Origin of the sequence: Streptomyces sp. NPDC058576 (genome assembly GCF_042718715.1) — a bacterium.
GTDB lineage: Bacteria > Actinomycetota > Actinomycetes > Streptomycetales > Streptomycetaceae > Streptomyces.
This window is the reverse complement of the sequence record NZ_JBHXPF010000033.1, coordinates 1-24,000: the sequence shown is the minus strand read 5'-3', so window position 1 is coordinate 24,000 and position 24,000 is coordinate 1. Positions and strand designations below refer to the sequence as shown.

Below are 24,000 nucleotides of genomic sequence, written 5' to 3'. Positions count from 1 at the left end.
CAGAAGGCCCGGACCGGTGGCTCACCGGTGGCGAAGACCTGCCGTCAGGACGGGTCCGCGTAGAGGGCGGCGATCGTGGCGGCGCGGTCGCGCAGGGCGCTGCGCAAGGACTGTGGCGCCAGAGCTTCCGCGTCCGCGCCGAGCTGCCACAGAGCCCATTCGGCGTGCCGGGCATCCTGGAAGGTGACCTCCAGCCGCGACCAGCCGTCCACGTCGGGGCCCTCGGCGCGTACGGCCGTCACGGTGCCCAACAGCTCCTCGCGCCGCATCGGGCTCACGCGGACCAGCGCGGTGATGTGGTCGTCGGAGAGGAACCGCGCGGTGCGCTCCCGCCAGATCCGGTCCAGGTCGACCCGGTCCGGCCGCTGTGCCGCTTCGGGAAGTTCCTCGGCGGCCAGCACGCGTGACAGCCGGTAGGTGCGGTCCGCGCCGGATCTCGTGGCCAGCAGATAACCCCGGTCCCGCACGGTGACCAGGCCGATCGGGTCCACCGTGCGCCACCGCGGGGCCTCGCCCGTGGCCGCGTAGTGGATCCGCAGCTTGTGCCCGGCGAGCACGGCGCGGCGGACCGCGATCATGGTGGCGCCGGGCACCTCGTCGGCGACCGGGCGGCGGGAGAGCAGGTCGGTCTCCGGGTCGACGAGAAAGCGCCTGGCCGCGTCGCCCGCGGCGGCCTGATGGCTCTCGGGCAGCGCGTCGACCACCTTCCGCATGGCCGAGGCGAGCGCGGACCCGAGGCCGAACACCTGGTCCCCGCGCCCCGATCCGGCGGCCAGCAGGGCGAGGGCCTCGTCGTGGTTCAGCCCGGTGAGCTCGGTCCGGAAGCCGGGCAGCAGCGCGAACCCGCCGTGCCGGCCGCGTTCGGCGTAGACGGGGACGCCGGCCGCGGACAGCGCCTCGATGTCGCGCAGCACGGTCCGGGTGGACACCTCCAGCTCGCGGGCCAGCGTGTCGGCGGTCAGCCGGCCGCGCTGGCGCAACAGCAGTACCAGCGAGACCAGTCGGTCGGCGCGCATGCGGGAACCGTAGCGAAATACGTGACCAAGGGTGTCGTGATTCGTTGGAAGGCTCCCCTGTACGACGTCGAAGCCGGCGGCCGCCGAGCCGAAGGACGTACGTCATCCTCGCGAATCGAACCGAGTGGAGCTGAAGTGGCAGTGGAACGAACGGCCGTCAACCCGGTGACCTGGTCGCTGGATGTGGGGTTCAACCAGGGTGAAGTCGTCTCCGGGCAGTCCCGGACCCTGTACATCTCGGGGCAGACCGCGACGAGCGCCGACGGGAAGCCCCAGCACGAAGGCGACATGGCTGCGCAGCTGGCGCTGAGCATCGACAACCTGGAGGCCGTCCTGAGCGAGGCGGGCATGTCGCTCGCCGACCTCGTCCGCCTCAACGTCTGCACGACCGACGTCGATCTGCTCCTCCAGCACTACGGCGGGCTGGCGGGCCGGCTGGGCGCGGCCGGGGTGGCGCCGGCCAGCACCCTGCTCGGGGTGACGCGACTGGCGGTCCCCGGGCTGCTGGTCGAGCTGGAGGGCACCGCCGTCGCGTGACGCGGCTCCCCTGTCCGTACGGCTCATGCGGCCGAGCCGTGCGGACGGCCGGGACCTCCCGCGCCACCGGGCCCTCGCTTCGTGGCCGGAAACCCCTGGCCGCGAGCCGTGCACCTCGCCTCGGCCCGCCTTCCCGTTCTCCTTCGCGGCCACCATGGCCATGAGGTGCGCCACAGCGGCGCGCGCGGACCGGGGCGGCCTCCGCGGCCCCCGTACGGACAACCGCCCGTCCTCGCCCGCCGATCCGAGGACGCGGTTCCTGGGCGGCGGGACAGAAGCCCGGTCGGGCGACTTAGGTCACCCTTCCCTGGCCCCGCGTGGGCCTGGTACAGATGGTGAGGTTTCACCCCCCACACCGGAAGCGTGGCCATGCATCAGGACAGGCAGGACAGAACAGCCGACCTCATCCCCTTCACCATCGACCTGACCTTCGAGGAAGCGCGACGACGGGCCGAGGTCGTCGCCGCGCTGGGGCCCGACTGGGATCCGGCGGCCGCCCTCCGCAGCGAGAACGAGGCCTACGCCCTGCTCTACTCGGGCCTGGACGCGGATCAGCAGCGCACCTACGACCGGCTGGTGGCCGCCGGTGTCCTGCCGGACGAGGATCCGGGCCGTGCGGCTGCCCGTTGATCCGCAGGCGGACCACGCCCGCCGCGCCTGGGTGGCCTGTCCCGCCTGCGACGACGCCCGCCACTGCGCGACCTGCGCGGACCGGCGCACCTGCGGCGAGCACTGGCGCTACCTGATCTCGAACAAGGGTCCGGTCCTGCACCTCCAGTGCCCCGGCTGCACGCACACCTGGTCGCTCGACACCCGGCCCGGCCGGACGCCGGCCGAGCTCAGGCCGGGGCGTACCGCTGCAGGGTGATCCCACTGCGGAACGCCCTCGACTCCAGGAGCCGCAGCCGGGGAACCTCGTAGCCGTCGGGGAACAGGCCCTTCCCGCGGCCCTGGACAGTGGGGTAGACGAAGAGGCGGTACTCGTCGACCAGCCCGGCCGCGATCAGTGTGTGCGCCAGGGTGATGCTGCCGGTGACGACGATGTCCTTGCCGCCCTCCTCGGCCTTGAGCCGGCGCACCTCCTCGACGGGATCGCCCTTCAGCACCGTCGAGTTCTGCCATCCGGGGTCGGTGAGGGTACCGGAGACGACGTACTTGGCGACCCGGTCGAGGTAGGCGGTGATGCCCGTGGGGTCCTCGGTCTGCAGCGGCCAGTAGCCGCGGAAGTCCTCGAACGTCCGCCGCCCGAGGAGCAGCGCGTCGGCACGGTCGTCCTGCCGGTGGCTCTCCTCCAGGACGTCGCTCATGTCTTCGCGCGCCTGGCCCTGGGGATCGAACCAGTCGGTGATCATTTCGACCGCGCCGTCGACGGTGATGTTCTGGGTGATCGCAAGGGTGCGCATGCCACTCTCTCCCGTACTCGGTGGGTACGCCCTCCGATGCCGGGAGCGTACGTTCTCCTCTCTGGTGACTCCCCCGGGCCCGGGGAGTCATCGGTGAGCGACCGATCCCCTCCGGACGCGGCGGCCCGGGCAGCGGTGGGCGGGCAGCGACCCCCGGGCGGACGCGGCGCGCGCCCGCGGCGTGACGGGCAGGGGCCAGACACCCGGAATTGGCCTTGGTCCGTCTCCGCGCGGGCGATCTACGGTCGCCTCATGAGGATTCGCATCGTCGACGCGTTCACCGACCGCCCCTTCTCCGGAAACCCCGCCGGCGTGCTTCTGCTGGAGGGCGGCGCGTTCCCCGCGGCCGAACGCCTTCAGGAGATCGCCGCCGAGGTCAACCTCTCCGAGACGGCCTTCGCCCACCCGATGCCGCCGGGCGGCACGGCCGACTGGGCGCTGCGCTGGTTCACCCCGGCCACCGAGGTGGACATGTGCGGGCACGCGACGCTCGCCACCGCCCACGTCCTGCACACCACGGGTCTGGCCACCGGCCCGGTGCGCTTCGCCGCGCGCTGCGGGACCCTGACCGCGACCGCCCACCCGGACGGCTCCCTCACCCTCGATTTCCCGACCTCCCCGCTGACCGAGGAGCCGGTGCCGTACGGCCTCGCCGACGCCCTCGGGGCGGACCCCGTCTCGGTGCACGACACCGGCGAGCACATCGGCGACCTGCTCGTCGAGCTCCGCGACGAGGCGACCGTGCGGGCGCTCGCCCCGGACTTCGCGGCCCTGGTGGCCCACTCCCGGCGCGGCGTCATCGCCACCGCCGCGGCCGATGACCCCGCCCGGGGCTACGACTACGTCTCGCGCGGCTTCTTCCCGGGCGTCGGCATCGACGAGGACCCGGTCACCGGCAGCGCCCATACCGCGCTGGCCCCCTTCTGGTCGGCCCGCCTCGGCCGCGACGACCTCACCGGACTGCAGGCGTCCGCCCGCTCGGGGCTGGTCCGCACCGCGCTGCGCGGCGAGCGCACCCTGCTGACCGGCACCGCGGTCACGGTGATCGACGGAGAACTGCTCACCGCCCTCTGACGACGGGGCCCGCTTGGAGTCCACCCCCCACACGGCATGGTGCTCAGGGCGTCGGCAGCCAGTCGACCCGGCCCGCGAGCAGGGCGTAACCGACGAACGCCCCGATGTCCAGGAGCGCGTGCGCGACGACCAGCGGCCCGACCCGGCCCCAGCGCCGGTAGAGCAGCACGAAGACGACGCCCATCACCACGTTGCCGATGAAGCCGCCGATCCCCTGGTACAGGTGGTACGACCCGCGCAGCACGGAGCTGGCCACCAGGGCGGCCATCGGCGTCCAGCCCAACTGCCCGAGCCTGCGCAGCAGATACCCGACGACGATGACCTCCTCCACCACGGAGTTCTGGATCGCCGAGAGGATCAGTACGGGGAATTTCCACCAGACCTCGGGCAGGGATTCGGGAACGACCGTCAGGTTGAATCCGGTGGCGCGGGCCACGAGGTAGAAGGCGAGGCCCGCGCTGCCGATGCCGGCCGCGACCAGGGTTCCCCGGCCGAGGTCGAACCAGGGCCTGGCCCGGTCGAAGCCGATGGCCCGCAGGCCCGCACCCTCCCGGATCAGCAGATGCGCGACCAGCGCGACCGGCACCAGAGCCGTTGCGATCCCGAACATTTGCCATGCCAGATCAAGCCATGGGCGGCCCGGAGCGTACGAGCCGTTGAGTGTCGCCGCCTGGTCCTTCAATCCTCCCGGTTTCGTCAGTGATCCGATGAAACTGATGAGGGCCGACAGTGCGCTCGCACCCAGGGAGAGCGCCAGGACCAGCACCACCTCGGACCGCAAGATCCTTCGTGACACGGCCTCTTGGGGAAAAGAATCAGCCACGCGCCCGGCCTCCACCTGCACACCTGCCTTTTGTTCTGCAATCGCGTCTCATCCCACCGACCGTCCCGCTAGGGTCTCGAATACAGGTACGAAGATCATGCGTGACAGGCCGGGGGACGACCACCATCACTGATGGTCGGGGCCCCCTTTTCCTTGTTTCATCCTCAAGGAGGGGCACCACCGACATGGGACGTCATAGCTTGCCCGACGGCTACGCGGCGGAGGGACGCCGGGACCGCCCGAGCACCCGGCGCCGACGCCGTACGGTCGTCATCGCCACCGTGCTCGTCCTCGCCGTGGCGACGGGAACGGCGGTAGCGGCCAAGGGCGGTCTGTTGTCGTTCTCCGAGTCCTGCGAGGACTCCGCCGTGCACCTGTCCGTGGTCGCGTCCCCGGACATCGCCCCCGCCGTACGCTCCATGGCCGAGCAGGCCCGCGCGGACGAGGTGAAGGCCGACGGGCGCTGCCTCGCGGTGGAGGTGCTGGCCCGGGACGCGCACAAGGTCGCCGAAGCCCTCGCGGCGGGCGACGCGGAACCCGACTTCCAGGTCTGGCTGCCCGACTCCGACCTGTGGCTGGAGCGGGCCAAGGGGCTGGGCGAGGGCGTTCCCGTCTCCCCGTCCGATTCGGTGGCCTCCTCTCCGGTGGCGCTGGCCATGGTGCCGTCCGCCTCACGGTCGCTGGGCTGGCCCGGGAAGACGTACACCTGGGCCGAGCTGGTAGCCGGGACTCTCGGTTCGGACCGGGTGCGCCTCGGCGCCGCGGACCCGGCGCGCAGCGCCACCGGGCTGCTGGCGCTCGCCGGCATCGGCGCCTCGTCCGCGCGGCAGGGCGGGGACAGCGACACCCGGGTCGCCCAGACCGCGAAGGTGCTCGCCGAGCGGATGTCGGACGGCGATGCCCACGTGCTGGAGACCCTCGCACGGAGCACGTCCGGGGCCGAGGAGGGCAATCCGAAGCGCAACCAAGCGGTCCTGATCTCCGAGCAGGCGGCTTTCGCGCACAACGCGGAGGCGACCGGCGCCGGCAGGCTGGACCTCTTCTACCCGAAGGACGGCACCGTGCTGCTGGACTACCCGTACACGCTGGTGAACGAGGTGCGGCTGAGCACCGCGGAGTCCCGCGCGGCCCTGCGCTTCATGAACCTTCTGGGCGACGCGAAGGCTCAGGCCACCTTCGCCCGGCACGGGTTCCGGGCCGGCGACGGGACCGCGAAGGACTCCCTCGTCGCGGCGGCCGGCGGCCGAAAGCCCCAGCCGTACGCCGAACCGGTCGCCGAGGCTCCCTCGACCGAGGAACTCCAGGAGACGCTCGGGATGTGGACGATCACCGTGCAGAGCGCCCGGCTGACCACGGTGGTCGACGCCTCCGGCTCCATGGCGACCCTCGTGCCGGGCCGGAACCAGTCCCGGATGGACGTCACCAAGGAGTCGCTGATCCAGGCGCTGGGCCAGTTCACCCCGGACGACGAGATCGGGCTGTGGGAGTTCGCCACCACGCTGGACGGCGAGAAGGACTACCGGCGGCTCATGGAGACGGAACGGCTCGGCGACCCGGCCGAGGGCGGTGGCACCCACCGGGAGAGACTCACGGCCGCGTTCGCGGGGCTGCGGCCGGTGCCCGGCGGCGCGACGGGGCTGTACGACACGACGCTGGCCTCGTACAAGGAGGCCCGGTCGACGTATGTGAAGGGCAAGTTCAACGCCCTGGTGATTCTCACCGACGGCTCCAACCAGGACACGAACAGCATCTCGCGCAGCGGGCTCGTAGCGGAGCTGAAGGAACTCGTCGACCCGGAGCGCCCCGTCCCGGTCATCGCGATCGCGGTGGGCCCGGACGCGGACCGCGACGAGGTCGCCGAGATCGCCCGGGTCACCGGCGGCGACGGCTACGAGGTGAGCGACCCGGCGGAGATCCAGGCGGTGATCCTCCAGGCCATCATGGCGGCGGGCCAGAACGGCCGCGCCGCACAGGAGTGACGGTTCCCGGAGATCCCCCGGGCCGCACGCCGCACAGCGGTGACGGGGCCACGGGCCGGCCCCGTCACTCACCCGCGAGCGGGGCCCTCAGGGCGCCGGGAAGCCCACCGGCCAGGTGTGCACCGGCTCCCCGGCGTGCATCAGCTCCGCGTAGCGCCGTGTCATGGCCGCGAGTGCCGCCTCCCGCCCGAGCCCGGCCTCCAGGGCCCGGTCGTACGTGGCGACCTGCCAGGAGGCCCCGTTGACGCGCCGCTTGCAACGCTCCTCGATCACGCCGAGATAGTGGTCCCGGTCCGCGGGCTCGATGTGCCAGGCGTCCAGGCCCGCGGCGGCCAGCGGCAGCAGCTCCTCCCGCACCAGCTGTACGGCGGGGATCCTGGCCAGCCCGCCGGAGCGACCCGGGCGCGGCCAGAGCAGCTCGGCCTCGATGCCGTGCCGGCAGGCCTCGGTGAAATTCTCCTCGGCGGCCTCGAACGGCAGCCGGCTCCACACCGGCCGGGACTCCTCGGCGAGCGCCCGCACGAGCCCGTAGTAGAAGGCGGCGTTGGCGATCACGTCGGTGACCGTCGGCCCGGCGGGCAGCACGCGGTTCTCCACCCGCAGATGGGGAACGCCGTCGGCGATCCCGTACACCGGGCGGTTCCAGCGGTAGACGGTGCCGTTGTGCAGCACCAGCTCGCCCAGCGCGGGCACCCCGCCCTCGTCCAGCACCTCCAGCGGATCCTCGTCGTCGCAGATCGGCAGCAGCGGCGGGAAGTAGCGCAGGTTCTCCTCGAACAGCTCGTGGGCGGAGCCGATCCAGCGCTCCCCGAACCAGGTCCTGGGGCGCACGCCCTGGTTCGCCAGCTCCGGCGGCCGTACGTCGGTGGCCTGCTGGAACAGCGGCGGCCGGGACTCGCGCCACAGCTCCTTGCCGAACAGGAAGGGCGCGTTGGCGCCCAGCGCGATCTGGACGCCGGTGATCGCCTGGGCGGCGTTCCAGACGTCGGCGAACCTGGCCGGGGTCACCTGGAGATGCAGTTGCACCGAGGTGCAGGCCGATTCCGGGGCGATCGAGGGCGAGGTGCAGACCAATCGCTCGACGCCTTCGATATCCAGGGCGAATTCCTCCCCCCGGGCGGCCGCCATCTGATCGTTGAGCAGGGTGTAGCGGTCCACGTCCGAGAGATTCGCGGAGACCACGTCGTGCTCCCCCAAGGTGGGCAGGATTCCGATCATCACGATCCCCGCGTCCACCTCCCCCGCCTTGCGGTGGGCATAGGCGAGGCCGGTCCGCAACTCCTCCGAGAGCTGATCGAATACGCGGCCGCCGAGGCGGTGCGGAACGATATTCACTTCGAGATTGAACATCCCCAGTTCGGTCTGGAAATCCCGGCTCGCGATGCGCTGGAGCACTTGCTGATTCATCATCCGAGGCATCCCGTCGGAACCCGCGAGATTCAGCTCTATCTCCAGCCCCATCAGGTTCCGCGGACGGTCGAACCTCCGCTCCGCCAGGAGTCTGCCCAGCCCCTCCAGGCACCGGTTGAGCTTCGTGCGGTACGCCTGTCGATCGGACAGGTCAAAGGCTCCCGCCACGACCTTCTCCCCCATCGAGGGGTCCCTCCTCCCGTGGGCGGCCCGCGGCCCAGGCCGCTCGCATCACGATCGATAATGCCCAGCGAGAGTGATCCGTAACGCCCCCACGGGCCTCCGATACCCGATAGTCTGGTTGAAGGAGACCGGAGGCACATTCCCCCGGCATGCGGCACCCGGCATTTTCAGCCGGTGCATGCGTGGTGGAAACGCCGACGAGTTTCGGCCGTCCGTGCCATCGGAAGAGTGCCAGGTCGACGTCGACCGCGGCAGACCAAATCATCAGGAATACCGCGTTTCGAAGGCTGGATGACGCCTTGTGCGACATATCCGCGACTGCTAGCGGAAACACTGTGTGAACACGCGTCATATAAACTCCGCTCAACGAGGCAGAGAGTTGATACGACTCGCCCGTCACCGGCCTCCTCTGGCCCGCACGCCGACAGCGCCGTCTGCACCCGCCCAAGCTCCACCGTGTCTCCGAAGTGAGAGGCGACCCACTATGCCGCTGCATGTCCCTCCGGCTCCCGCGCCCGCCCTGCGCAGCGTTCTCGCGGCCCTCGGTTCTCCCACCGCCGTCCGCGAAGCCCGAACCTCCGCTCTCCGGTCCGTCCAGGGACCGCTGAGCCCTGAACTGCCGCTTCCGGTGCATGTGCTGGACCGGATCGCTCCCACCGGGGAGGCGCCCCTGACCCGGCTCGCGGCCTGGCGTTTCCTGATCAGGAGCGAGGGCCGCGCGGTCGCCGCCGCGGACACCGTGCTCACCCCCGACGGCTGGACGTTCTCGCACTTCTTCGAGGGGCCCTACCTCGCCTCGACCGAGCTGGCCGTCCGGCAGGCGGAGGCGTCGGCCACCGGCTGCCAGGCGCGGCTGCTGTCCATCCCGGAGCTGTACATGCTCACCCTCTGGCTGCACGGCGACACCGAGGCCGATCCCGCCGGCGGGGTGCTCGCGCCGACGGACGTCCTGGTGCCCCTGGCGCCGGCCCCGCCGGGCATCGCCGCCCATCGCCCGCACCGCGTCGCCGATCTGCTGCCCGTCATCTCGCTGCGCGTGGCGCCCGGGCCGCTCCTCAGCTCGGCCTGACCGGCACCGTCCCGGCACACCGCCCCCGCGGCTGCCCCGATCCGCCCGGCACGCCGGGCGCGGCGGGGTTCACTGCGGGGGCGCTGCGCTGCCCACTCGGACTAGCCCCATCCGGCCCCCCCGAACCACCCAAAGGGACAGTGCAGTTGCGCTGAACCGTCCGCGCGGGTGATGCGTCATGGGAGGAGTACGGGTGCTGCAGCGAAATCCCTGCGGATTCTTCCCCGTAGGGCAACACTGGGACCGGACCGACTGATACGGGGGCGGCCATGAACACCTCATCCAGCCGCAGGACACTCGACTCGACGCAGCGAAAGAACCCATCCATGTGCCAGCACCAGCCAACCTGCCCCACCGCCGACTCACCCGACCGGGAGGCCGCCCGCCTGAGCGCCCACCACCCCGAACAGGGCTGGAGCCTGCTGTGCAACGGCGTCCTGCTCTTCGAGGACACCGGCGAACTGCTGCCCGACGGGCAGATCATCGCCCCGCACCGGCCGCTGGCAGCCGGCCGCGTGGTGAAGGCCGCCTGAGAGCGGTCGTACGAGAAGGGGCCGGCCCGGAGAGATCTCCGCACCGGCCCCGACGCATGTCCGGCGTACGCCGCTCACGGCGCACGCCCTACGACAGGCGGGCTCAGTCGTCGTACGCGTCCAGCGGCGGGCAGGAGCAGACGAGGTTCCGGTCGCCGAAGGCCCCGTCGATCCGGCGCACCGGCGGCCAGTACTTGTCCGCGGCGGACACCCCGGCCGGGAAGACGGCCTCCTCACGGCTGTAGCCGTGGTCCCAGTCGCCGCCGAGCGCGGCCGCGGTGTGCGGGGCGTTGGCCAGCGGGTTGTCGTCCGCGCTCCACTCCCCCGACGCGACCTTCTCGATCTCGGCACGGATCGCGATCATGGTGTCGCAGAACCGGTCGAGCTCCGCGAGATCCTCGCTCTCCGTCGGCTCGATCATCAGCGTGCCGGCCACCGGGAACGACATGGTCGGCGAGTGGAAGCCGTAGTCGATCAGGCGCTTGGCCACGTCGTCGATGGAGACGCCGGTCGCCTTCGAGATCGGGCGCAGGTCCACGATGCACTCGTGCGCGACCAGTCCGGCCGGGCCGTTGTACAGGATCGGGAAGTGCGGCTCCAGGCGCTTGGCGATGTAGTTCGCGGCCAGCACGGCGACCTGCGTGGCCCGCTTGAGCCCCTCGCCGCCCATCAGACGGACGTACGCCCACGAGATCGGCAGGATGCCCGCCGAGCCCCACGGGGCGGCCGAGATCGGGCCGACACCGGTCTCCGGGCCCGCGGCCGGCTGGAGCGGGTGGTTGGGGAGGTACGGGGCGAGGTGCGCGCGGACGCCGACCGGGCCGACGCCGGGGCCGCCGCCGCCGTGCGGGATGCAGAAGGTCTTGTGCAGGTTCAGGTGCGAGACGTCGCCGCCGAACTTGCCGGGCTTGGCGAGCCCGACCAGCGCGTTGAGGTTGGCGCCGTCGACGTAGACCTGGCCGCCGGCGTCGTGGACCTCGCCGCAGATGTCGGCGACGTGCTCCTCGAACACCCCGTGCGTGGACGGGTAGGTGATCATGAGCACGGCCAGTTCGTCGCGGTGCTGCTCGATCTTGGCGCGCAGGTCGGCGATGTCGACCTCGCCGTCGTCGGCGGTCTTCACCACGACGACCTTCATGCCCGCCATGACGGCGCTGGCGGCGTTGGTGCCGTGCGCGGAGGAGGGGATGAGACAGACGGTGCGCTGGTCGTCGCCGTTGGCCCGGTGGTACGCCCGGACGGCCAGCAGACCCGCGAACTCGCCCTGGGAGCCGGCGTTGGGCTGGATGGACACCGCGTCGTAGCCGGTGACCTCGGCGAGGCGCTCCTCCAGCTCACGGATGAGGGTGAGGAAGCCCTGCGCCTGCTCGGCCGGGGCGAAGGGGTGCAGCGCGCCGAACTCGGGCCAGGTGATCGACTCCATCTCGGCGGTCGCGTTCAGCTTCATGGTGCAGGAGCCGAGCGGGATCATGCCGCGGTCCAGCGCGTAGTCGCGGTCGGCGAGCTTGCGCAGGTAGCGCAGCATCGCCGTCTCGGAGCGGTGCTGGTGGAAGACCGGGTGGGTCAGGATGTCGTCGGAGCGCAGCAGCCCCTCGGGCAGGGCGTCGGAGACCGTGGCGTCCAGCGCCTCGATGTCGCCCTCGGCGCCGAAGGCCGCCCAGAGGGCGGAGATCTGCGCGCGGGTGGTGGTCTCGTCGCAGGCGGCGGAGACGTGGTCCGCGTCGACGAGACGGAGGTTGACCCCGCGCTCGCGGGCGTCGGCGACGATGTCCGCGGCCTTGCCGGGGACGCGCACGGTCAGGGTGTCGAAGAACGCGTCGTGCACGACGTCGGCGCCGGCGCTCCGCAGGCCGTCGGCCAGGATCGCGGCGAAGCGGTGGGTGCGCCGGGCGATCGTCCGCAGCCCCTCGGGGCCGTGGTAGACCGCGTACATCCCGGCCATCACGGCGAGCAGCACCTGCGCGGTGCAGATGTTGCTGGTGGCCTTCTCGCGGCGGATGTGCTGCTCGCGGGTCTGGAGGGCCAGGCGGTAGGCCTTGTTGCCGTCGGCGTCGACGGAGACGCCGACGAGGCGGCCGGGCAGGGAGCGGGCGAACTTCTCGCGGACCGCCATGAACCCGGCGTGCGGGCCGCCGAAGCCCATCGGGACGCCGAAGCGCTGGGTGGTGCCGACCGCGATGTCGGCGCCGAGCGCGCCGGGCGAGGTGAGCAGCGTGAGGGCCAGCAGGTCGGCGGCGACGGTGACGATCGCGCCGAGCTCGTGGGCCTGCTCGATGACGGGCTCGATGGCGCGCACGGCACCGGAGGCGCCCGGGTACTGGAGCAGGACGCCGAAGACGCCGCGCTCGGCGATCTCGGCGGGGATGCCGTCGCTCAGGTCGGCGACGACGACCTCGACGCCGGTCGGCTCGGCGCGGGTCTCGATGACCGCGACGGTCTGGGGCAGGGTGTCGGCGTCGACCAGGAAGACGCCCTTCTTGACCTTCCCGACGCGCCGGGCGAGGGCCATCGCCTCGGCGGCCGCGGTGCCCTCGTCGAGCAGGGAGGCGCCGGAGGTGGGCAGCCCGGTCAGCTCGGCGACCATCGTCTGGAAGTTCAGGAGGGCTTCGAGCCGGCCCTGGGAGATCTCCGGCTGGTACGGCGTGTAGGCCGTGTACCACGCGGGGTTCTCCAGGACGTTGCGCAGGATGACGGGCGGCGTGAAGGTGCCGTAGTAGCCGAGGCCGATCATCGGGGCCAGCACCTGGTTGCGGTCGGCCAGCGACCGCAGCTCGGCCAGGACCTCCGCCTCGGTGCGTGCCGAGGGAAGACCCAGGGCCTCCGCGCTCTTGATCACGTCGGGCACCGCGGCGGCGGTGAGCTCGTCGAGGGAGCCGTAGCCGACCTGGGCGAGCATCTTCGCCTGGGCCCCGGCGTCGGGCCCTATGTGGCGCTGCTCGAACGGAATGCCCTGCTCCAGCTGGGAGAGCGGAGTGCGACGGGGGGTCATGGTGGAGGCCTCCTGGTCTGTCACGACCTGCGAGGGGCACCACGGCGCGGGTGCCCGAACGGCCTCCCCCTCTGTCATCTCAACCTGAGAGCTTCACCGGCCCGCCCGTAGGCGTGCCGACTTTCACCGTCGGTGAGGGTCGAGCCCGTTCGAGCCTTCGCCCGCGCGGAACTGCCCTGCTTTCCAGAGTGACCTCAACCGTGCGGTACGGGGGCCTGAGAGATTCCGGGGAGGAGTTGCTCCTTCGGCGCCTCCGGATTCCGCACCGGAGGACTCTCCCGCACGGGGTCAGCAGCCACTGCCAGCCTACCAGCGGCCACCGCGCCGGAGCTCTCGAGTGGCCGACACCACGGATCTGCACTTCTGTGGTGCTGGTGGGGCGACAGGAACCACCCTGAGCAGCCGCGACCAGTGGGAGGCACCGTGCAGACCGATATCGATCCGCGCCGCCTGATCGGCCGCAAGGCATTCGATCGCAAGGGCGCCAAGATCGGAACGGTGGATGAGGTCTATCTCGACGACGCGACGGGTGTGCCCGAGTGGGCGGCCGTGCGCACCGGCCTGTTCAGCAGGGACGCCTTCGTCCCGCTGGAGCCCAGCGAATTCGTCGAGGACGCGCTGCGCGTCCCCTTCGACCGCGCGTTGATCAAGGGCGCGCCGGACTTCGGCGTCGGCAGGCACCTCTCGCCCGAGCAGGAACTGCAGCTCTACCGCCACTACGGGCTGGACTCCCCGCCTCCGGAGGATGCGACGCCCTCCGACCGGGACTTCGGCAGGCTGGCGGGCCAGGAGGAGTAGTCGGCCGCCTCGCGGACGAGCGGCAGCGGATCGGCGGGCCGCAGCAGCGGATCGTCGATCCGGAACGTGAGGACCCGGCCGGGCTCGCTCCACGGTTCCTCGAACCGGACGGTGACCCGGCCGATGCCACTCCCCTGTACCCAGCCGTGCCCGTGCTCCTCGTGGTGCACATCGTGCCCGGCGGGCCAGCGCCGCGCGGCGAGCAGTTCGGCGCTGTCCGCCTCGGGCTCCGGGGCGGCCTCCTCCTCGCCGCCCTCCATGACCGGCGTCCGGTGCTCCTGTGCCCGCTGCGCGAGCTCCCGGGCGTCGGCGGCCTGGGCGAACAGATCCTCCTGGGTGTAGTCGGCAAGACCTGTGACGCCGACCCCCAGGAGCCGTACGCCGCCCGTGGTGTCGACGGACTCCAGCAGCCGCCCCGCCGCCTCACGGACCACGGTGGGGTCGTCCGTGGGGCCTCTGAGGGTCTCGGAGCGGGTCAGGGTGGAGAAGTCGTAGCGGCGTACCTTCAGCACCACCGTGCGGCCCGACCGGTCGGCGCCGCGCAGCCGTTCCACGCACCGGACGGCCAGCCGCTCCACCTCGGCGCGCACCCGCACCCGGTCGTGCAGGTCCACGTCGAAGGTGTCCTCCACCGATACGGACTTGGCGTCCCGCTCGGCGACCACCGGCCGGTCGTCCAGGCCCAGCGCCATCCGGTAGAGCCCGTGGCCGTGGGCCTTGCCGACCAGCCGTACGAGCTCCGCCTCGCCCGCCTCGGCCAGGTCGTGGACGGTGGTCATCCCCGCACGTCTGAGGTGGTCGCCGGTGGCCGGGCCGACCCCGGGCAGGATGCGGACGGACCTGGGAGCGAGCAGCTCGCGCTCGGTGCCCGGCTCGATGACCAGCAGCCCGTCGGGCTTCGCCTCCTCGGAGGCGATCTTGGCGAGCATCTTGGAACCGGCCAGCCCGACGGATCCGCTGAGGCCGGTCACCGCGCGGATGGCCTCCCGCAGCCCCTCGCCCGTCGCGCGGGCGGAAGCCGAGTCGTCCGCCACTCCGCCCGCCTCCAGGTCCACGAAGGCCTCGTCCAGGCTGAGCGGCTCCACCAGGGGCGACAGCCGCCCCAGAAGCTCCATCACCTGGTCGCTCACCGCCCGGTACAGAGAGAAGCGGGGCACCAGATAGGCCGCGTTCGGCGCCAGCCGCCGGGCCTGCGCGGTCGGCATCGCCGAGTGCACGCCGAGGCGCCGGGCCTCGTACGAGGCGGTGGCGACCACTCCGCGCGGGCCGAGGCCGCCCACCACGACCGCCTTGCCGCGCAGGCTCGGCTTGGCCGCCTGCTCCGCCGACGCGTAGAAGGCGTCCATGTCCAGGTGGAGGATGGTGGGCGCGGGTCTCACACCGTCGATGCTGCCCTATGGCACTGACAACGGGACGGTCCGGCGCCCCGTGGGGTGCCGGACCGTCCCGTGTCCGTCGTACTGCCGCGCCGCGCCGCCCGTCCGGGGCGCTCAGCCGGCGCGGTTGCGGCGCCGCGCCAGCTCGTCGGCGGGATTGTGGCCGACGAGCGTCTCGCCGGTGTCGACCCGCTCGCCGTGCAGCTGCGAGAGCGCCGCGTCCACGTCCCGCCACACGACGCCGACGGCGATCCCGAAGACGCCCTGCCCGCCCTGGAGCAGGCTGACGACCTCGTCGGGCGAGGAGCACTCGTAGACCGTGGCCCCGTCGCTCATCAGCGTCATGCGCTCAAGATCCTGGAATCCGCGGGCCCGCAGATGCTGGACCGTGGTGCGGATGTTCTGCAGAGCCACCCCGGTGTCCAGGAACCGCTTGACGATCTTGAGGAGGACCACGTCCCGGAAACTGTAGAGACGCTGGGTCCCCGACCCGTAGGCCGGGCGCACACTGGGCTCGACCAGTCCCGTACGCGCCCAGTAGTCCAGTTGGCGGTAGGTGATCCCCGCCGCCGCGCACGCCGTCGGTCCGCGATAGCCGATGTCGCCGGCATCGCTCGCCGCTGCCACGCCGCCCGCTGCCACCGCTGCCGGCTGAACCGGCTGCCTGATGGCGTGGTCGGCTCCACTGCCGTGCTGCGGATACGGCCCACCCGCCGCCGTACCGTCGCCGCTGCTTCTCACGCCGACCTCCGTCCTTGACCTGCCCACTCGAAGGTAGGCAGTCACTCGGGGTGCGTCAACGATCGCCACACTCGGCACGCCGAGTGATAATCACCCTGAGGGTGGTTTCCCGTGTCTCGTTTCCGGGAAAGGCTTCTCGGATGCGCTGACGGCACCCCTGCGGGACGGTCACTGGCTGTTCGTACCGAAGTCCTCCGGAGAGATCTGGTCGAGGAATTCGCGGAACTTCTCCACCTCGTCCTCCTGCTCGTCGGGGATGGCGATGCCCGCATCGTCCAGCACGCCGTCACTGCCGTAGATCGGCGTGCCGGTCCGCAGGGCGAGCGCTATGGCGTCGGAGGGCCGGGCGCTCACCTCGACTCCGCTGGCGAAGACGAGCTCCGCGTAGAAGACCCCTTCGCGGAGGTCCGTGATGCGGACCTCGGTGAGCTCTTGGCCCACGGCCTCGAGCACATCCTTGAATAGGTCATGGGTCAGCGGCCTGGCGGGAGCCATGCCCTGCTGGGCGAAGGCAATCGCGGTCGCCTCCCCCGGACCGATCCAAATGGGGAGGTACCGGTCGCCTCCCACTTCACGCAGGAGAACGATCGGTTGGTTGGAGGGCATTTCCACCCGGACACCGACAACGTCGAGCTCGTTCACACAGCAACCCTAGGACGTGCTCGCCATGTTTGGGTAGTCGGGCTCCGCCGAGGTCAGTGCAGACGGCTGCGCAGAGCGCTCTGCACGAGGGCCGCGTGGAGCCGTACGGACAGCTCGGCGAGCTCGTTCGCGGTGGCCTCGGCATGGGCTCTGGTCTGCGGATTACGGTGCCGGCGCAAGGGAGCGACCAGCTGCTCCACCAGACCCGCCTCCCGGTCGGCGGAGGCCCGCATGGCCCGAAGGTGACGTGGTTCCAGACCGAAACGGCCCAGATCCGCCACCAGCTTGGCGACGGTCACCATCTCGGCGTCGTACCCACCCTCGGGGGCCGGGACGATGAGCCCGTAGGACTCCCACTCGGCCAGCCGCTCCTCGTCGACCTCGGCGGCCGCGAGCAGCTCGGCCCGCCCGATCCGGGCGGCGGTCGCCGCGCCGGGGCCGCCTTCCCACACCCCGTCCGCGAGGTCCCGCTGCGCACCGGGTGAGGGCAGGACGGGCTGCTCCCCCCGGGCGAGTGCGTCCAGGTGCTCCCGGATGACCTTCAGCGGCAGGTAGTGGTCCCGCTGCATACGGAGCACCTGCGCCAGGCGCTCCACATCACGCGGGGCGAACTTCCGGTATCCGGAAGGAGTGCGCTGCGGCTCGATGAGCCCCTCGGCCTCCAGGAACCGGATCTTGGAGATGGTGACTTCGGGAAACTCCTCGCGCAGCTGGATGAGCACCGTTCCGATGCTCATCGGGCGCGCTTCCGCGGTGGCGGTGCCGTGTCCGGCACCGCCTGTCGGTGTTCGCAGCATGGGCCTTCCTGGGGGTCCCCCCGGACGAGGTCCGGGGCTGGTCACACGCCCCGCGGGCTCGCGTAGAAGACCAGGCGGTACTTTCCGATCTGGACTTCGTCGCCGTTGGACAGCGGGACCGAATCGATGCGCTCACGGTTGACGTAGGTGCCGTTGAGGCTGCCGACATCACCCACGGTGAAGCTACCGTCCGGGTTCCTGCGGAACTCCACATGACGCCGCGACACGGTCACGTCATCGAGAAAGATGTCGCTCTGCGGGTGACGGCCGGCCGTGGTGAGGTCGCTGTCGAGCAGGAAGCGGCTGCCGGAATTCGGACCGCGCCGCACGACCAGCAACGCCGAGCCCCCGGGCAGGGCATCGACCGCGGCCTGGGCCTCGGGGGAGAGCGAGGGCAGAGCGGTCTGACCCGTCGCCTCCGCCTCGTACGCCTCAAGACCGGAGATGGAGATCGTCGACGTCGTCTCCGAGGGACGCTCGGGAACGCCGCCCCGCAGCGGCGCACCGCAGTTGGAGCAGAACTTGCTGGCCTCCGCGTTGCGGTGACCGCACCTCGCACAGACCGGCATCGACGAGCCCTCCGGGGTGAACCCTCCACCCGTACTCGAGGCTGATGGTGCGCCGAAACCTATGCGCCCGGCACCGGCAGGGTCAACAGACGACACGCCGTCACCCCCCGGGGCTCCGGACACCTCGTCGCGGAAGAGCGGACGCTCCGCCTCCTGCTCCTCGCCCTGACCGTGGCGCGGCGCGCGGTGGCGGGCAGCATTGTTGCTGTCCTCGCGTGCACTCTTCCCGAACAACTTCGCAAACAACTTCACGGGCGATTCCCCTTGACCGACATAGACCCGCCCGTGGGGCAGGACGAACCCTGAATGAACACACCTGCCGACCCGGACATCTTCACAACGTCCGTATCCACCCGACAGTTTCCACCACGCACCACCAATCCGGTGCGCCGACCCCCCGCAACCGTCCGACCCGGTCCACCGGCCCACTCGCTCGCCCGGCTCACGGGGACGACGACCGAGCGTAGTCAGGCCGCTGCGCCGGTCGCAAGGCGTCCACGACGATGTCGTCGGACCGCTCCACGAGCACCGTGGCCTGCTCCTTCTCCAGCGTCTGGACGACACCGCCGGGGATGTTGAGGGCGGGCTCCAGATCCTGCGGCTTGCCGATCACCGTGAACTCGTACGGCGCCTCGATCTTCTTCCCGTCGACCTGGACGTCCCCCGCGTCCCCGGAGAAGTAGGTGTTGGCCACCACCCGCACTCCGTTGACCTGGATCGCCTCGGCCCCCGCCGCCCTCAGTTCCTGGATGGCGTCGAGCAGCATGTCGGGCGCGACGGCACCCGCGGGGTCGGTGATCGTCAGCGTGATGCCGGGTCCCTGTGCCGCCACGGTGCCCGCGAGGATGCCGAGCTGGCGTTCCTTCTCCAGCGTCTGCTTCCGGGCCTCCTCGGCCTGGTCGGAGCTGTTCTCCAGCTCGGTGCGCTGATCGTCCAGGCGCTGCTTCTCGTCCTCCAGGCGCTGGGTCCGGTCGTCGACCTCGTCGAGGATGCGGACCAGGTCCTCCTGCCGGGCGCCGCGCAGCGCACTGTCGTCGCTGGTGGACCGCACCTGGATGGCGAGCCCCAGACCGAGCCCGAACAGCAGCACGGCGACGATCAGTTGGGCCCGGCTCAGCCGCGGCGGCCACAGGCCCGCCCGCAGCCTCTGCCGGCCGGACACCTCTTCGGCGGGCGGCGGGGCGGGAGCGTCGGGGACGGCGGACGCGCCGCCCTCGGGGTGTTCGCTGCGGGGGTTCTCGTCGTGGTTCATCGGCCTCAAGCCCGGAAGACGTGCCGGCGGATAGCGGCGGCGTTGGAGAAGATCCGGATGCCGAGCACGACCACCACACCCGTGGAGAGCTGAGCGCCGACACCCAGTTTGTCGCCGAGGAAGACGATCAGCGCGGCCACCACGACGTTGGAGAGGAAGGAGACCACGAAGACCTTGTCGACGAAGATGCCGTCGAGCATGGCCCGCAGACCGCCGAACACGGCGTCGAGCGCGGCGACCACCGCGATCGGCAGGTAGGGCTCGACCACCGCCGGTACCTCGGGCCGGACCAACAGTCCGACCACGACTCCCACGACGAGGCCCAGTACGGCGATCACGATGTGCCCTTCTCTGTCTCTGCCGCACCACTGCCGGCGGCCTTCGGCTCTGCTGTACGGACGATCAGGCTCGGCGCTGCCGGAAGCCGCACCTTCGCCTGCTCGGAGATGCTGGTGCGGATGTCGAAGCTGTCCTTGAGCGCCTGCAGGTACAGGCCGTCGGCGCTGCCCTGGAACGCGGTCGCGAGCTTCTTGCCGTCCCCCACCGCAAGCACCGTGTACGGCGGCACCAGCGGTCTGTTGTCGACCAGTATGGCGTCGCCGGCGGCCCGGATGGCCGACAGCGCCGTCAACCTTTGCCCATTGATGGCGATGGCCTCGGCGCCGGACTCCCACAGTCCGTTGACGACCCGCTGCATATCCCGGTCGCGCACCCGTCCGGTGTCGGCGAAGCCGGATGACTCGCGGGGTCCGTCGCCGCCCTGGGCGGTGTCCTTCGCGTCGTCGACGATCAGTTTCACGCCGGGGCCCTCGACCGGAGTCGCTCCGGCCAGCAGGGCCACCAGCTGCCCCTGGTCGCCTCCGTGCCGCTCCAGGGCCTTGCGTTGACGTTCGGTCACATCGAGGCGGAGCTTGTCGACATCGGACTCCAGCGTGTCCGCCGCCTCCGTCTCGGCGTCGATGCGGTCGATCAGCTCTTCGCGCTCCTTGGCGACGACCGGCGCCGAGATCCGCGCCTCGGCGGCGCCGAGGGTGACCACCAGGGCGGCCACCACGAGTCCGGCGGCCAGGCCGAGCTTCGACTTGAGCGAACGGGGCAGCCCCGCGCTCCCGTCGGCCTTGCGCCGCGCCGAGGCCTCCGCGTACCCGTCGTCGAGGCTGTGGTCCATCACGTTGTTCAGCAGCGACATGGAGGCGTCGGGGCGTGCGGGCGGCGGGGCGGTGCTCCGATCGGGGGACTGCTGCGACATGCCGCACATCGTCGCACGTCATCACGGCTGCCGCCGAATGGCCCCACCGGTGCGCCGCGACCCCCTGGCCGGGACGTCGCGGCGCACCCTCATCGCGTCAGTCTCCCGCGCTGTCCACCACCGCGGCCCACTCGTCGAGCAGCGCCTGGGCCGAGGCGTCGTCCGGGCCTTCCGCCCACAGATGGGTGACGGCTTCCGCCCGGTCGGGCAGGACCATGATCCACCGCCCGTCCGCCTCGACCACGCGTACCCCGTCCGTGGTGTCCACGCTGCGGTCGCCGGCCGCTTCGACGACCCGGCGCATAACGAGCCCCTTGACGGCCCACGGCGTCGCCAGGTCGCGGCGCAGGACGTGCGCCCGGGGAATGCGGGCGTCGATCTGGCTCAGGGTGAGCTGGGTGCGCGCGACGAGCCCGATGAGCCGGACGAAGGCGGCGGTTCCGTCGAAGACGCTGCTGAATTCGGGAACGATGAACCCTCCGCGCCCGTCTCCTCCGAAGATGGTGTCCTCTTCACGGCCCACCCGGGTCAGGTCGTCGGGCGAGGTGGTCGTCCACTCCACCTGGGTGCCGTGGTAGGCCGCCACCTGCTCGGCGACGCGCGTGGTCGTCACGGGCAGGGCGACCCGACCGCTGCGACGCTCGGCGGCGACGAGATCGAGGAGGACCAGCAGGGCGCGGTCGTCCTCGATGATCCGGCCCAGTTCGTCGACGAGGGAGAGCCGCTCGCCCACCGGGTCGAACCGCACCCCGAAGGCCGCCCGCGCGGAGGACACGATCTCCCCGAGCCGCACCAGGCCGGCCCGCCGGGTGTCGGCGGACTCGGTCGGCCGTGCCTCGTCGAGCCCCGGGTTGATGGTCAGCGCGTCCACGCCGAGCCGCCCGAGCAGGCTGGGCAGAACGAGCCCGGCGCTCCCGTTGGACGCGTCGACGACGACCTTGAGCCCGGAGTCGGCGATGCCGTCGACGTCGACGTTCCGCAGGAGGGACCCGGTGTACGAGTCGAACACGCTGGACGGGAAGTGCAGGTCCCCGATCTCGCCGGGGAAGGCCCTGCGGTACTCCTGGCGTGCGTAGACCCGGTCGAGCTTGCGCTGCTGCGCCTGCGAGAGGTCGGCGCCCCGTTCGTCGATGAACATGATGTCCACCGAGTCGGGCACGCCGGGCGACGTACGGATCATGATGCCGCCGGCGCTGCCCCGGGCGGTCTGCTGGCGTGCCACGGGCAGCGGTACGTTCTCCAGGTCGCGGACGTCGATGGCGCTGGCCTGGAGGGCCGAGATGACGGCCCGCTTGAGTGCGCGGGCACCGCGGGAGTGGTCACGTGCCGTGGTGACCGTCGAGCCCTTCTTGAGGGTCGTGGCGTAGGCGCCCGCCAGCCGTACGGCCAGTTCGGGGGTGATCTCGACGTTCAGGATTCCGGAGACCCCGCGCGCTCCGAAGAGATGCGCCTGCCCTCGGGATTCCCAGATCACCGAGGTGTTGACGAACGCGCCCGCCTCGATGGTCTTGAACGGATACACCCGTACGTTGCCCTGGATGATCGACTCCTCGCCGACCAGGCATTCGTCACCGATGACAGCACCGTCCTCGATCCGGGCCGCACGCATGATGTCGGTGTTCTTGCCGACCACGCAGCCCCGGAGGTTGCTGTGCTGTCCGATGTAGACGTTGTCGTGCACCACGGCCCGGTGGAGGAAGGCCCCCGTCTTGACGACGACGTTCGACCCCACCACCGTGTGCTCGCGGATCTCGACGTCGGCCTCGACCTTGGCGTAGTCGCCGATGTACAGCGGCCCGCGCAGCACGGCGTCGGGGTGGACCTCCGCTCCTTCGGCGACCCACACGCCGGGCGAGATCTCGAAGCCGTCGAGCTCCACGTCGACCTTGCGCTCCAGGACGTCCGCCTGGGCCTTCACGTAACTCTCGTGGGTGCCTACGTCCTCCCAGTAGCCCTCGGCGATATAGCCGTAGATGGGCTTGCCCTCCTTCATCAGCTGAGGGAAGACGTCACCGGACCAGTCGACGGAGGTGTCGGCCTGGACGTAGTCGAAGACCTCGGGCTCCATCACGTAGATGCCCGTGTTCACGGTGTCCGAGAAGACCTGCCCCCAGGTCGGCTTCTCCAGGAACCGTTCGACCTGACCGTCCTCGTCCACGATGGTGATGCCGAATTCCAGCGGATTGGGAACCCGGGTGAGGCAGACCGTGACGAGGCCGCCCTTTTCCTTGTGGAAGGCGATGAGGTCGGTGAGGTCGAAGTCGGTGAGCGCGTCACCGGAAATGACGAGGAACGTGTCGTCCTTCAACGCCTCCTCGGCGTTCTTCACGCTGCCCGCGGTGCCGAGTGGCTTCTCCTCGTTGGCATAGGTGAGCTCCATACCGAGCTCCTCGCCGTCCCCGAAATAGTTCTTGACGAGGGAGGCGAGGAACTGGACGGTCACTACGGTTTCACTGAGCCCATGCCGCTTGAGCAGCCGCAGGACGTGCTCCATGATCGGCCTGTTGGCCACGGGCAGGAGCGGCTTGGGCATGCTCGAGGTCATGGGGCGAAGGCGTGTGCCTTCGCCGCCAGCCATCACGACGGCCTTCATGTCGGGAACGTCCTCCTACAAGAGACGACGGTTGGCCGACTTCGCCCGTAGGGGCGTCACGCGCACCATCTGCCGCGGGCCGGCGACATTGCACGGCACCGCATCAACGAGCTCAATCGGCTACTGCGTCCGCCTTCACGAGCCGGCGGACCTGAACCACGTACAAGATTCCTGCCCACCAGTAGAGGGTTGTACCCCATCCTGCGAACGCCCATCCGAAAACAGCGGCCAGTGTGGCCAGCCAACCACTCCCGTCGCTGAGCAGCAACAAGGGGAACGCGTACATCAGGTTGAAGGTTGCAGCTTTCCCGAGGAAGTTGACCTGCGGGGGCGGATAGCCGTGGCGGCGCAGGATGGCCACCATCACGAGAAGCATCAGTTCCCGGGCGAGAAGTGCCGCGGTGACCCAGAGGGGCAGAATCTCACGCCAGGTGAGGCCGACCAGGGTGGAAAGGATGTAGAGACGGTCCGCAGCCGGGTCCAGGAGCCGGCCGAGGCTGCTGATCTGGTTCCACTTGCGGGCGAGCTTCCCGTCGAGGTAGTCGCTGATGCCGCTGAGCATCAGGACGAGCAGCGCCCAGTTGTCGCTGTTGGGCCCTCCGAACACGGGGCGGAGAATCAGCCACAGGAAGAGCGGTACCCCGACAAGGCGAGCCATGCTGAGGATGTTGGGGATGGTGAGGACTCGGTCCGTCTGGACCCGAGTCTCCTGGACCTCCACCCGGGTGCCTCCTGTGAAGAACGTGCCAATGATGCCCCCTGACCCTACCCTCAGCCCCCACCGACGGGTGCACGGGGGTGGAGGCTGAACAAGACATAAAGGGCCCGGAACGCAGAAAAGCCCCGCACCAAAATGGTGCGGGGCTTTCCCGGAAAAATTGTTCGGCGGCGTCCTACTCTCCCACAGGGTCCCCCCTGCAGTACCATCGGCGCTGAAAGGCTTAGCTTCCGGGTTCGGAATGTAACC

The 24,000-nt window shown here is 70.8% G+C and carries 23 protein-coding genes, 1 rRNA gene and 1 riboswitch; of the genes, 8 read left to right on the top strand and 16 right to left on the bottom strand.

Features of this window, described 5'->3' with window-relative positions; all coding sequences use genetic code 11:
- Positions 1 to 44: 44 nt before the first annotated feature.
- Positions 45 to 1,016, bottom strand: coding sequence for a helix-turn-helix transcriptional regulator (locus ACFWRV_RS22455; RefSeq protein ID WP_384337220.1), 972 nt, complete (start codon positions 1,014 to 1,016; stop codon positions 45 to 47).
- A 141-nt stretch (positions 1,017 to 1,157) separates the two neighbouring features.
- On the opposite strand from ACFWRV_RS22455, the gene ACFWRV_RS22450 reads away from it, so the two are divergent.
- From ACFWRV_RS22450 to ACFWRV_RS22440, 3 genes are all read left to right on the top strand, one after another.
- Positions 1,158 to 1,553, top strand: coding sequence for a RidA family protein (locus ACFWRV_RS22450; protein WP_384337316.1), 396 nt, complete (start codon positions 1,158 to 1,160; stop codon positions 1,551 to 1,553).
- Positions 1,554 to 1,922: 369 nt separating this feature from the next.
- Positions 1,923 to 2,183: a DUF6400 family protein gene (locus tag ACFWRV_RS22445; protein ID WP_384337218.1), complete on the top strand. Its 261-nt coding sequence runs from the start codon at positions 1,923 to 1,925 to the stop codon at positions 2,181 to 2,183.
- Positions 2,167 to 2,421, top strand: a complete 255-nt coding sequence (locus ACFWRV_RS22440; RefSeq protein ID WP_384337216.1) for a hypothetical protein — start codon at positions 2,167 to 2,169, stop codon at positions 2,419 to 2,421. Before ACFWRV_RS22445 ends, ACFWRV_RS22440 begins: the two co-directional genes overlap by 17 nt.
- Here the strand turns inward: ACFWRV_RS22440 and ACFWRV_RS22435 are convergent.
- On the bottom strand, positions 2,393 to 2,956 hold the full coding sequence (locus ACFWRV_RS22435; protein ID WP_384337214.1) for a dihydrofolate reductase family protein: 564 nt from the start codon (positions 2,954 to 2,956) through the stop codon (positions 2,393 to 2,395). The genes ACFWRV_RS22440 and ACFWRV_RS22435 overlap by 29 nt on opposite strands.
- A gap of 252 nt (positions 2,957 to 3,208) precedes the next feature.
- On the opposite strand from ACFWRV_RS22435, the gene ACFWRV_RS22430 reads away from it, so the two are divergent.
- Entirely contained in the window at positions 3,209 to 4,030 is an 822-nt protein-coding gene (locus ACFWRV_RS22430) for a PhzF family phenazine biosynthesis protein (protein WP_384337212.1), read from the top strand.
- A 43-nt stretch (positions 4,031 to 4,073) separates the two neighbouring features.
- On the opposite strand, the gene ACFWRV_RS22425 is transcribed toward ACFWRV_RS22430, so the two are convergent.
- Positions 4,074 to 4,874 (bottom strand): CPBP family intramembrane glutamic endopeptidase, encoded by an 801-nt coding sequence (locus tag ACFWRV_RS22425; protein WP_384337210.1) that lies wholly within the window; start codon positions 4,872 to 4,874, stop codon positions 4,074 to 4,076.
- Between the two features lie 164 nt (positions 4,875 to 5,038).
- Here ACFWRV_RS22425 and ACFWRV_RS22420 point away from each other — a divergent pair, with 164 nt between their 5' ends.
- On the top strand, positions 5,039 to 6,832 hold the full coding sequence (locus ACFWRV_RS22420) for a substrate-binding and VWA domain-containing protein (RefSeq protein ID WP_384337208.1): 1,794 nt from the start codon (positions 5,039 to 5,041) through the stop codon (positions 6,830 to 6,832).
- An 87-nt stretch (positions 6,833 to 6,919) separates the two neighbouring features.
- On the opposite strand, the gene ACFWRV_RS22415 is transcribed toward ACFWRV_RS22420, so the two are convergent.
- A complete protein-coding gene (locus tag ACFWRV_RS22415) occupies positions 6,920 to 8,425 on the bottom strand; it encodes a glutamate--cysteine ligase (protein WP_384337206.1) in 1,506 nt (501 codons plus the stop codon).
- A 484-nt stretch (positions 8,426 to 8,909) separates the two neighbouring features.
- On the opposite strand from ACFWRV_RS22415, the gene ACFWRV_RS22410 reads away from it, so the two are divergent.
- Positions 8,910 to 9,494: a hypothetical protein gene (locus ACFWRV_RS22410; RefSeq protein ID WP_384337204.1), complete on the top strand. Its 585-nt coding sequence runs from the start codon at positions 8,910 to 8,912 to the stop codon at positions 9,492 to 9,494.
- A 326-nt stretch (positions 9,495 to 9,820) separates the two neighbouring features.
- Complete coding sequence (locus tag ACFWRV_RS22405) at positions 9,821 to 10,027, top strand: DUF5999 family protein (RefSeq protein WP_205083960.1); 207 nt, start codon at positions 9,821 to 9,823, stop codon at positions 10,025 to 10,027.
- Positions 10,028 to 10,130: 103 nt separating this feature from the next.
- Here the strand turns inward: ACFWRV_RS22405 and gcvP are convergent, their stop codons facing one another.
- Complete coding sequence (gene gcvP / locus ACFWRV_RS22400) at positions 10,131 to 13,016, bottom strand: aminomethyl-transferring glycine dehydrogenase (RefSeq protein ID WP_384337202.1); 2,886 nt, start codon at positions 13,014 to 13,016, stop codon at positions 10,131 to 10,133.
- Positions 13,017 to 13,209: 193 nt separating this feature from the next.
- A riboswitch (glycine riboswitch) is annotated at positions 13,210 to 13,307 on the bottom strand.
- Between the two features lie 132 nt (positions 13,308 to 13,439).
- On the opposite strand from gcvP, the gene ACFWRV_RS22395 reads away from it, so the two are divergent.
- Positions 13,440 to 13,814, top strand: coding sequence for a PRC-barrel domain-containing protein (locus tag ACFWRV_RS22395; protein WP_384337200.1), 375 nt, complete (start codon positions 13,440 to 13,442; stop codon positions 13,812 to 13,814).
- Here ACFWRV_RS22395 and ACFWRV_RS22390 read toward each other — a convergent pair.
- The 11 genes from ACFWRV_RS22390 to rrf all read right to left on the bottom strand — a co-directional run.
- The gene (locus tag ACFWRV_RS22390) at positions 13,733 to 15,193 is read right to left on the bottom strand and encodes a DNA polymerase IV (RefSeq protein ID WP_384337198.1); all 1,461 of its coding nucleotides are present in this window, start codon (positions 15,191 to 15,193) and stop codon (positions 13,733 to 13,735) included. The genes ACFWRV_RS22395 and ACFWRV_RS22390 overlap by 82 nt on opposite strands.
- Before the next feature lie 111 nt (positions 15,194 to 15,304).
- Entirely contained in the window at positions 15,305 to 15,931 is a 627-nt protein-coding gene (locus ACFWRV_RS22385; RefSeq protein ID WP_384337196.1) for a MerR family transcriptional regulator, read from the bottom strand.
- 168 nt (positions 15,932 to 16,099) lie between these two features.
- A complete protein-coding gene (locus ACFWRV_RS22380; RefSeq protein WP_006123076.1) occupies positions 16,100 to 16,573 on the bottom strand; it encodes a bifunctional nuclease family protein in 474 nt (157 codons plus the stop codon).
- Between the two features lie 53 nt (positions 16,574 to 16,626).
- On the bottom strand, positions 16,627 to 17,370 hold the full coding sequence (locus ACFWRV_RS22375) for a MerR family transcriptional regulator (protein WP_384337194.1): 744 nt from the start codon (positions 17,368 to 17,370) through the stop codon (positions 16,627 to 16,629).
- A gap of 41 nt (positions 17,371 to 17,411) precedes the next feature.
- A complete protein-coding gene (locus ACFWRV_RS22370; protein ID WP_384337192.1) occupies positions 17,412 to 18,191 on the bottom strand; it encodes an FHA domain-containing protein in 780 nt (259 codons plus the stop codon).
- Between the two features lie 190 nt (positions 18,192 to 18,381).
- A complete protein-coding gene (locus ACFWRV_RS22365; protein ID WP_384337190.1) occupies positions 18,382 to 19,191 on the bottom strand; it encodes a DUF881 domain-containing protein in 810 nt (269 codons plus the stop codon).
- Positions 19,192 to 19,196: 5 nt separating this feature from the next.
- Positions 19,197 to 19,529 (bottom strand): small basic family protein, encoded by a 333-nt coding sequence (locus ACFWRV_RS22360; RefSeq protein ID WP_003970459.1) that lies wholly within the window; start codon positions 19,527 to 19,529, stop codon positions 19,197 to 19,199.
- A complete protein-coding gene (locus ACFWRV_RS22355; protein ID WP_384337188.1) occupies positions 19,526 to 20,440 on the bottom strand; it encodes a DUF881 domain-containing protein in 915 nt (304 codons plus the stop codon). Before ACFWRV_RS22355 ends, ACFWRV_RS22360 begins: the two co-directional genes overlap by 4 nt.
- A gap of 97 nt (positions 20,441 to 20,537) precedes the next feature.
- Positions 20,538 to 23,033, bottom strand: coding sequence for a sugar phosphate nucleotidyltransferase (locus ACFWRV_RS22350; protein ID WP_384337186.1), 2,496 nt, complete (start codon positions 23,031 to 23,033; stop codon positions 20,538 to 20,540).
- A gap of 112 nt (positions 23,034 to 23,145) precedes the next feature.
- A complete protein-coding gene (locus ACFWRV_RS22345; RefSeq protein ID WP_007452211.1) occupies positions 23,146 to 23,754 on the bottom strand; it encodes a CDP-alcohol phosphatidyltransferase family protein in 609 nt (202 codons plus the stop codon).
- Between the two features lie 159 nt (positions 23,755 to 23,913).
- Positions 23,914 to 24,000, bottom strand: a 5S ribosomal RNA gene (gene rrf / locus ACFWRV_RS22340); the annotation flags it as partial.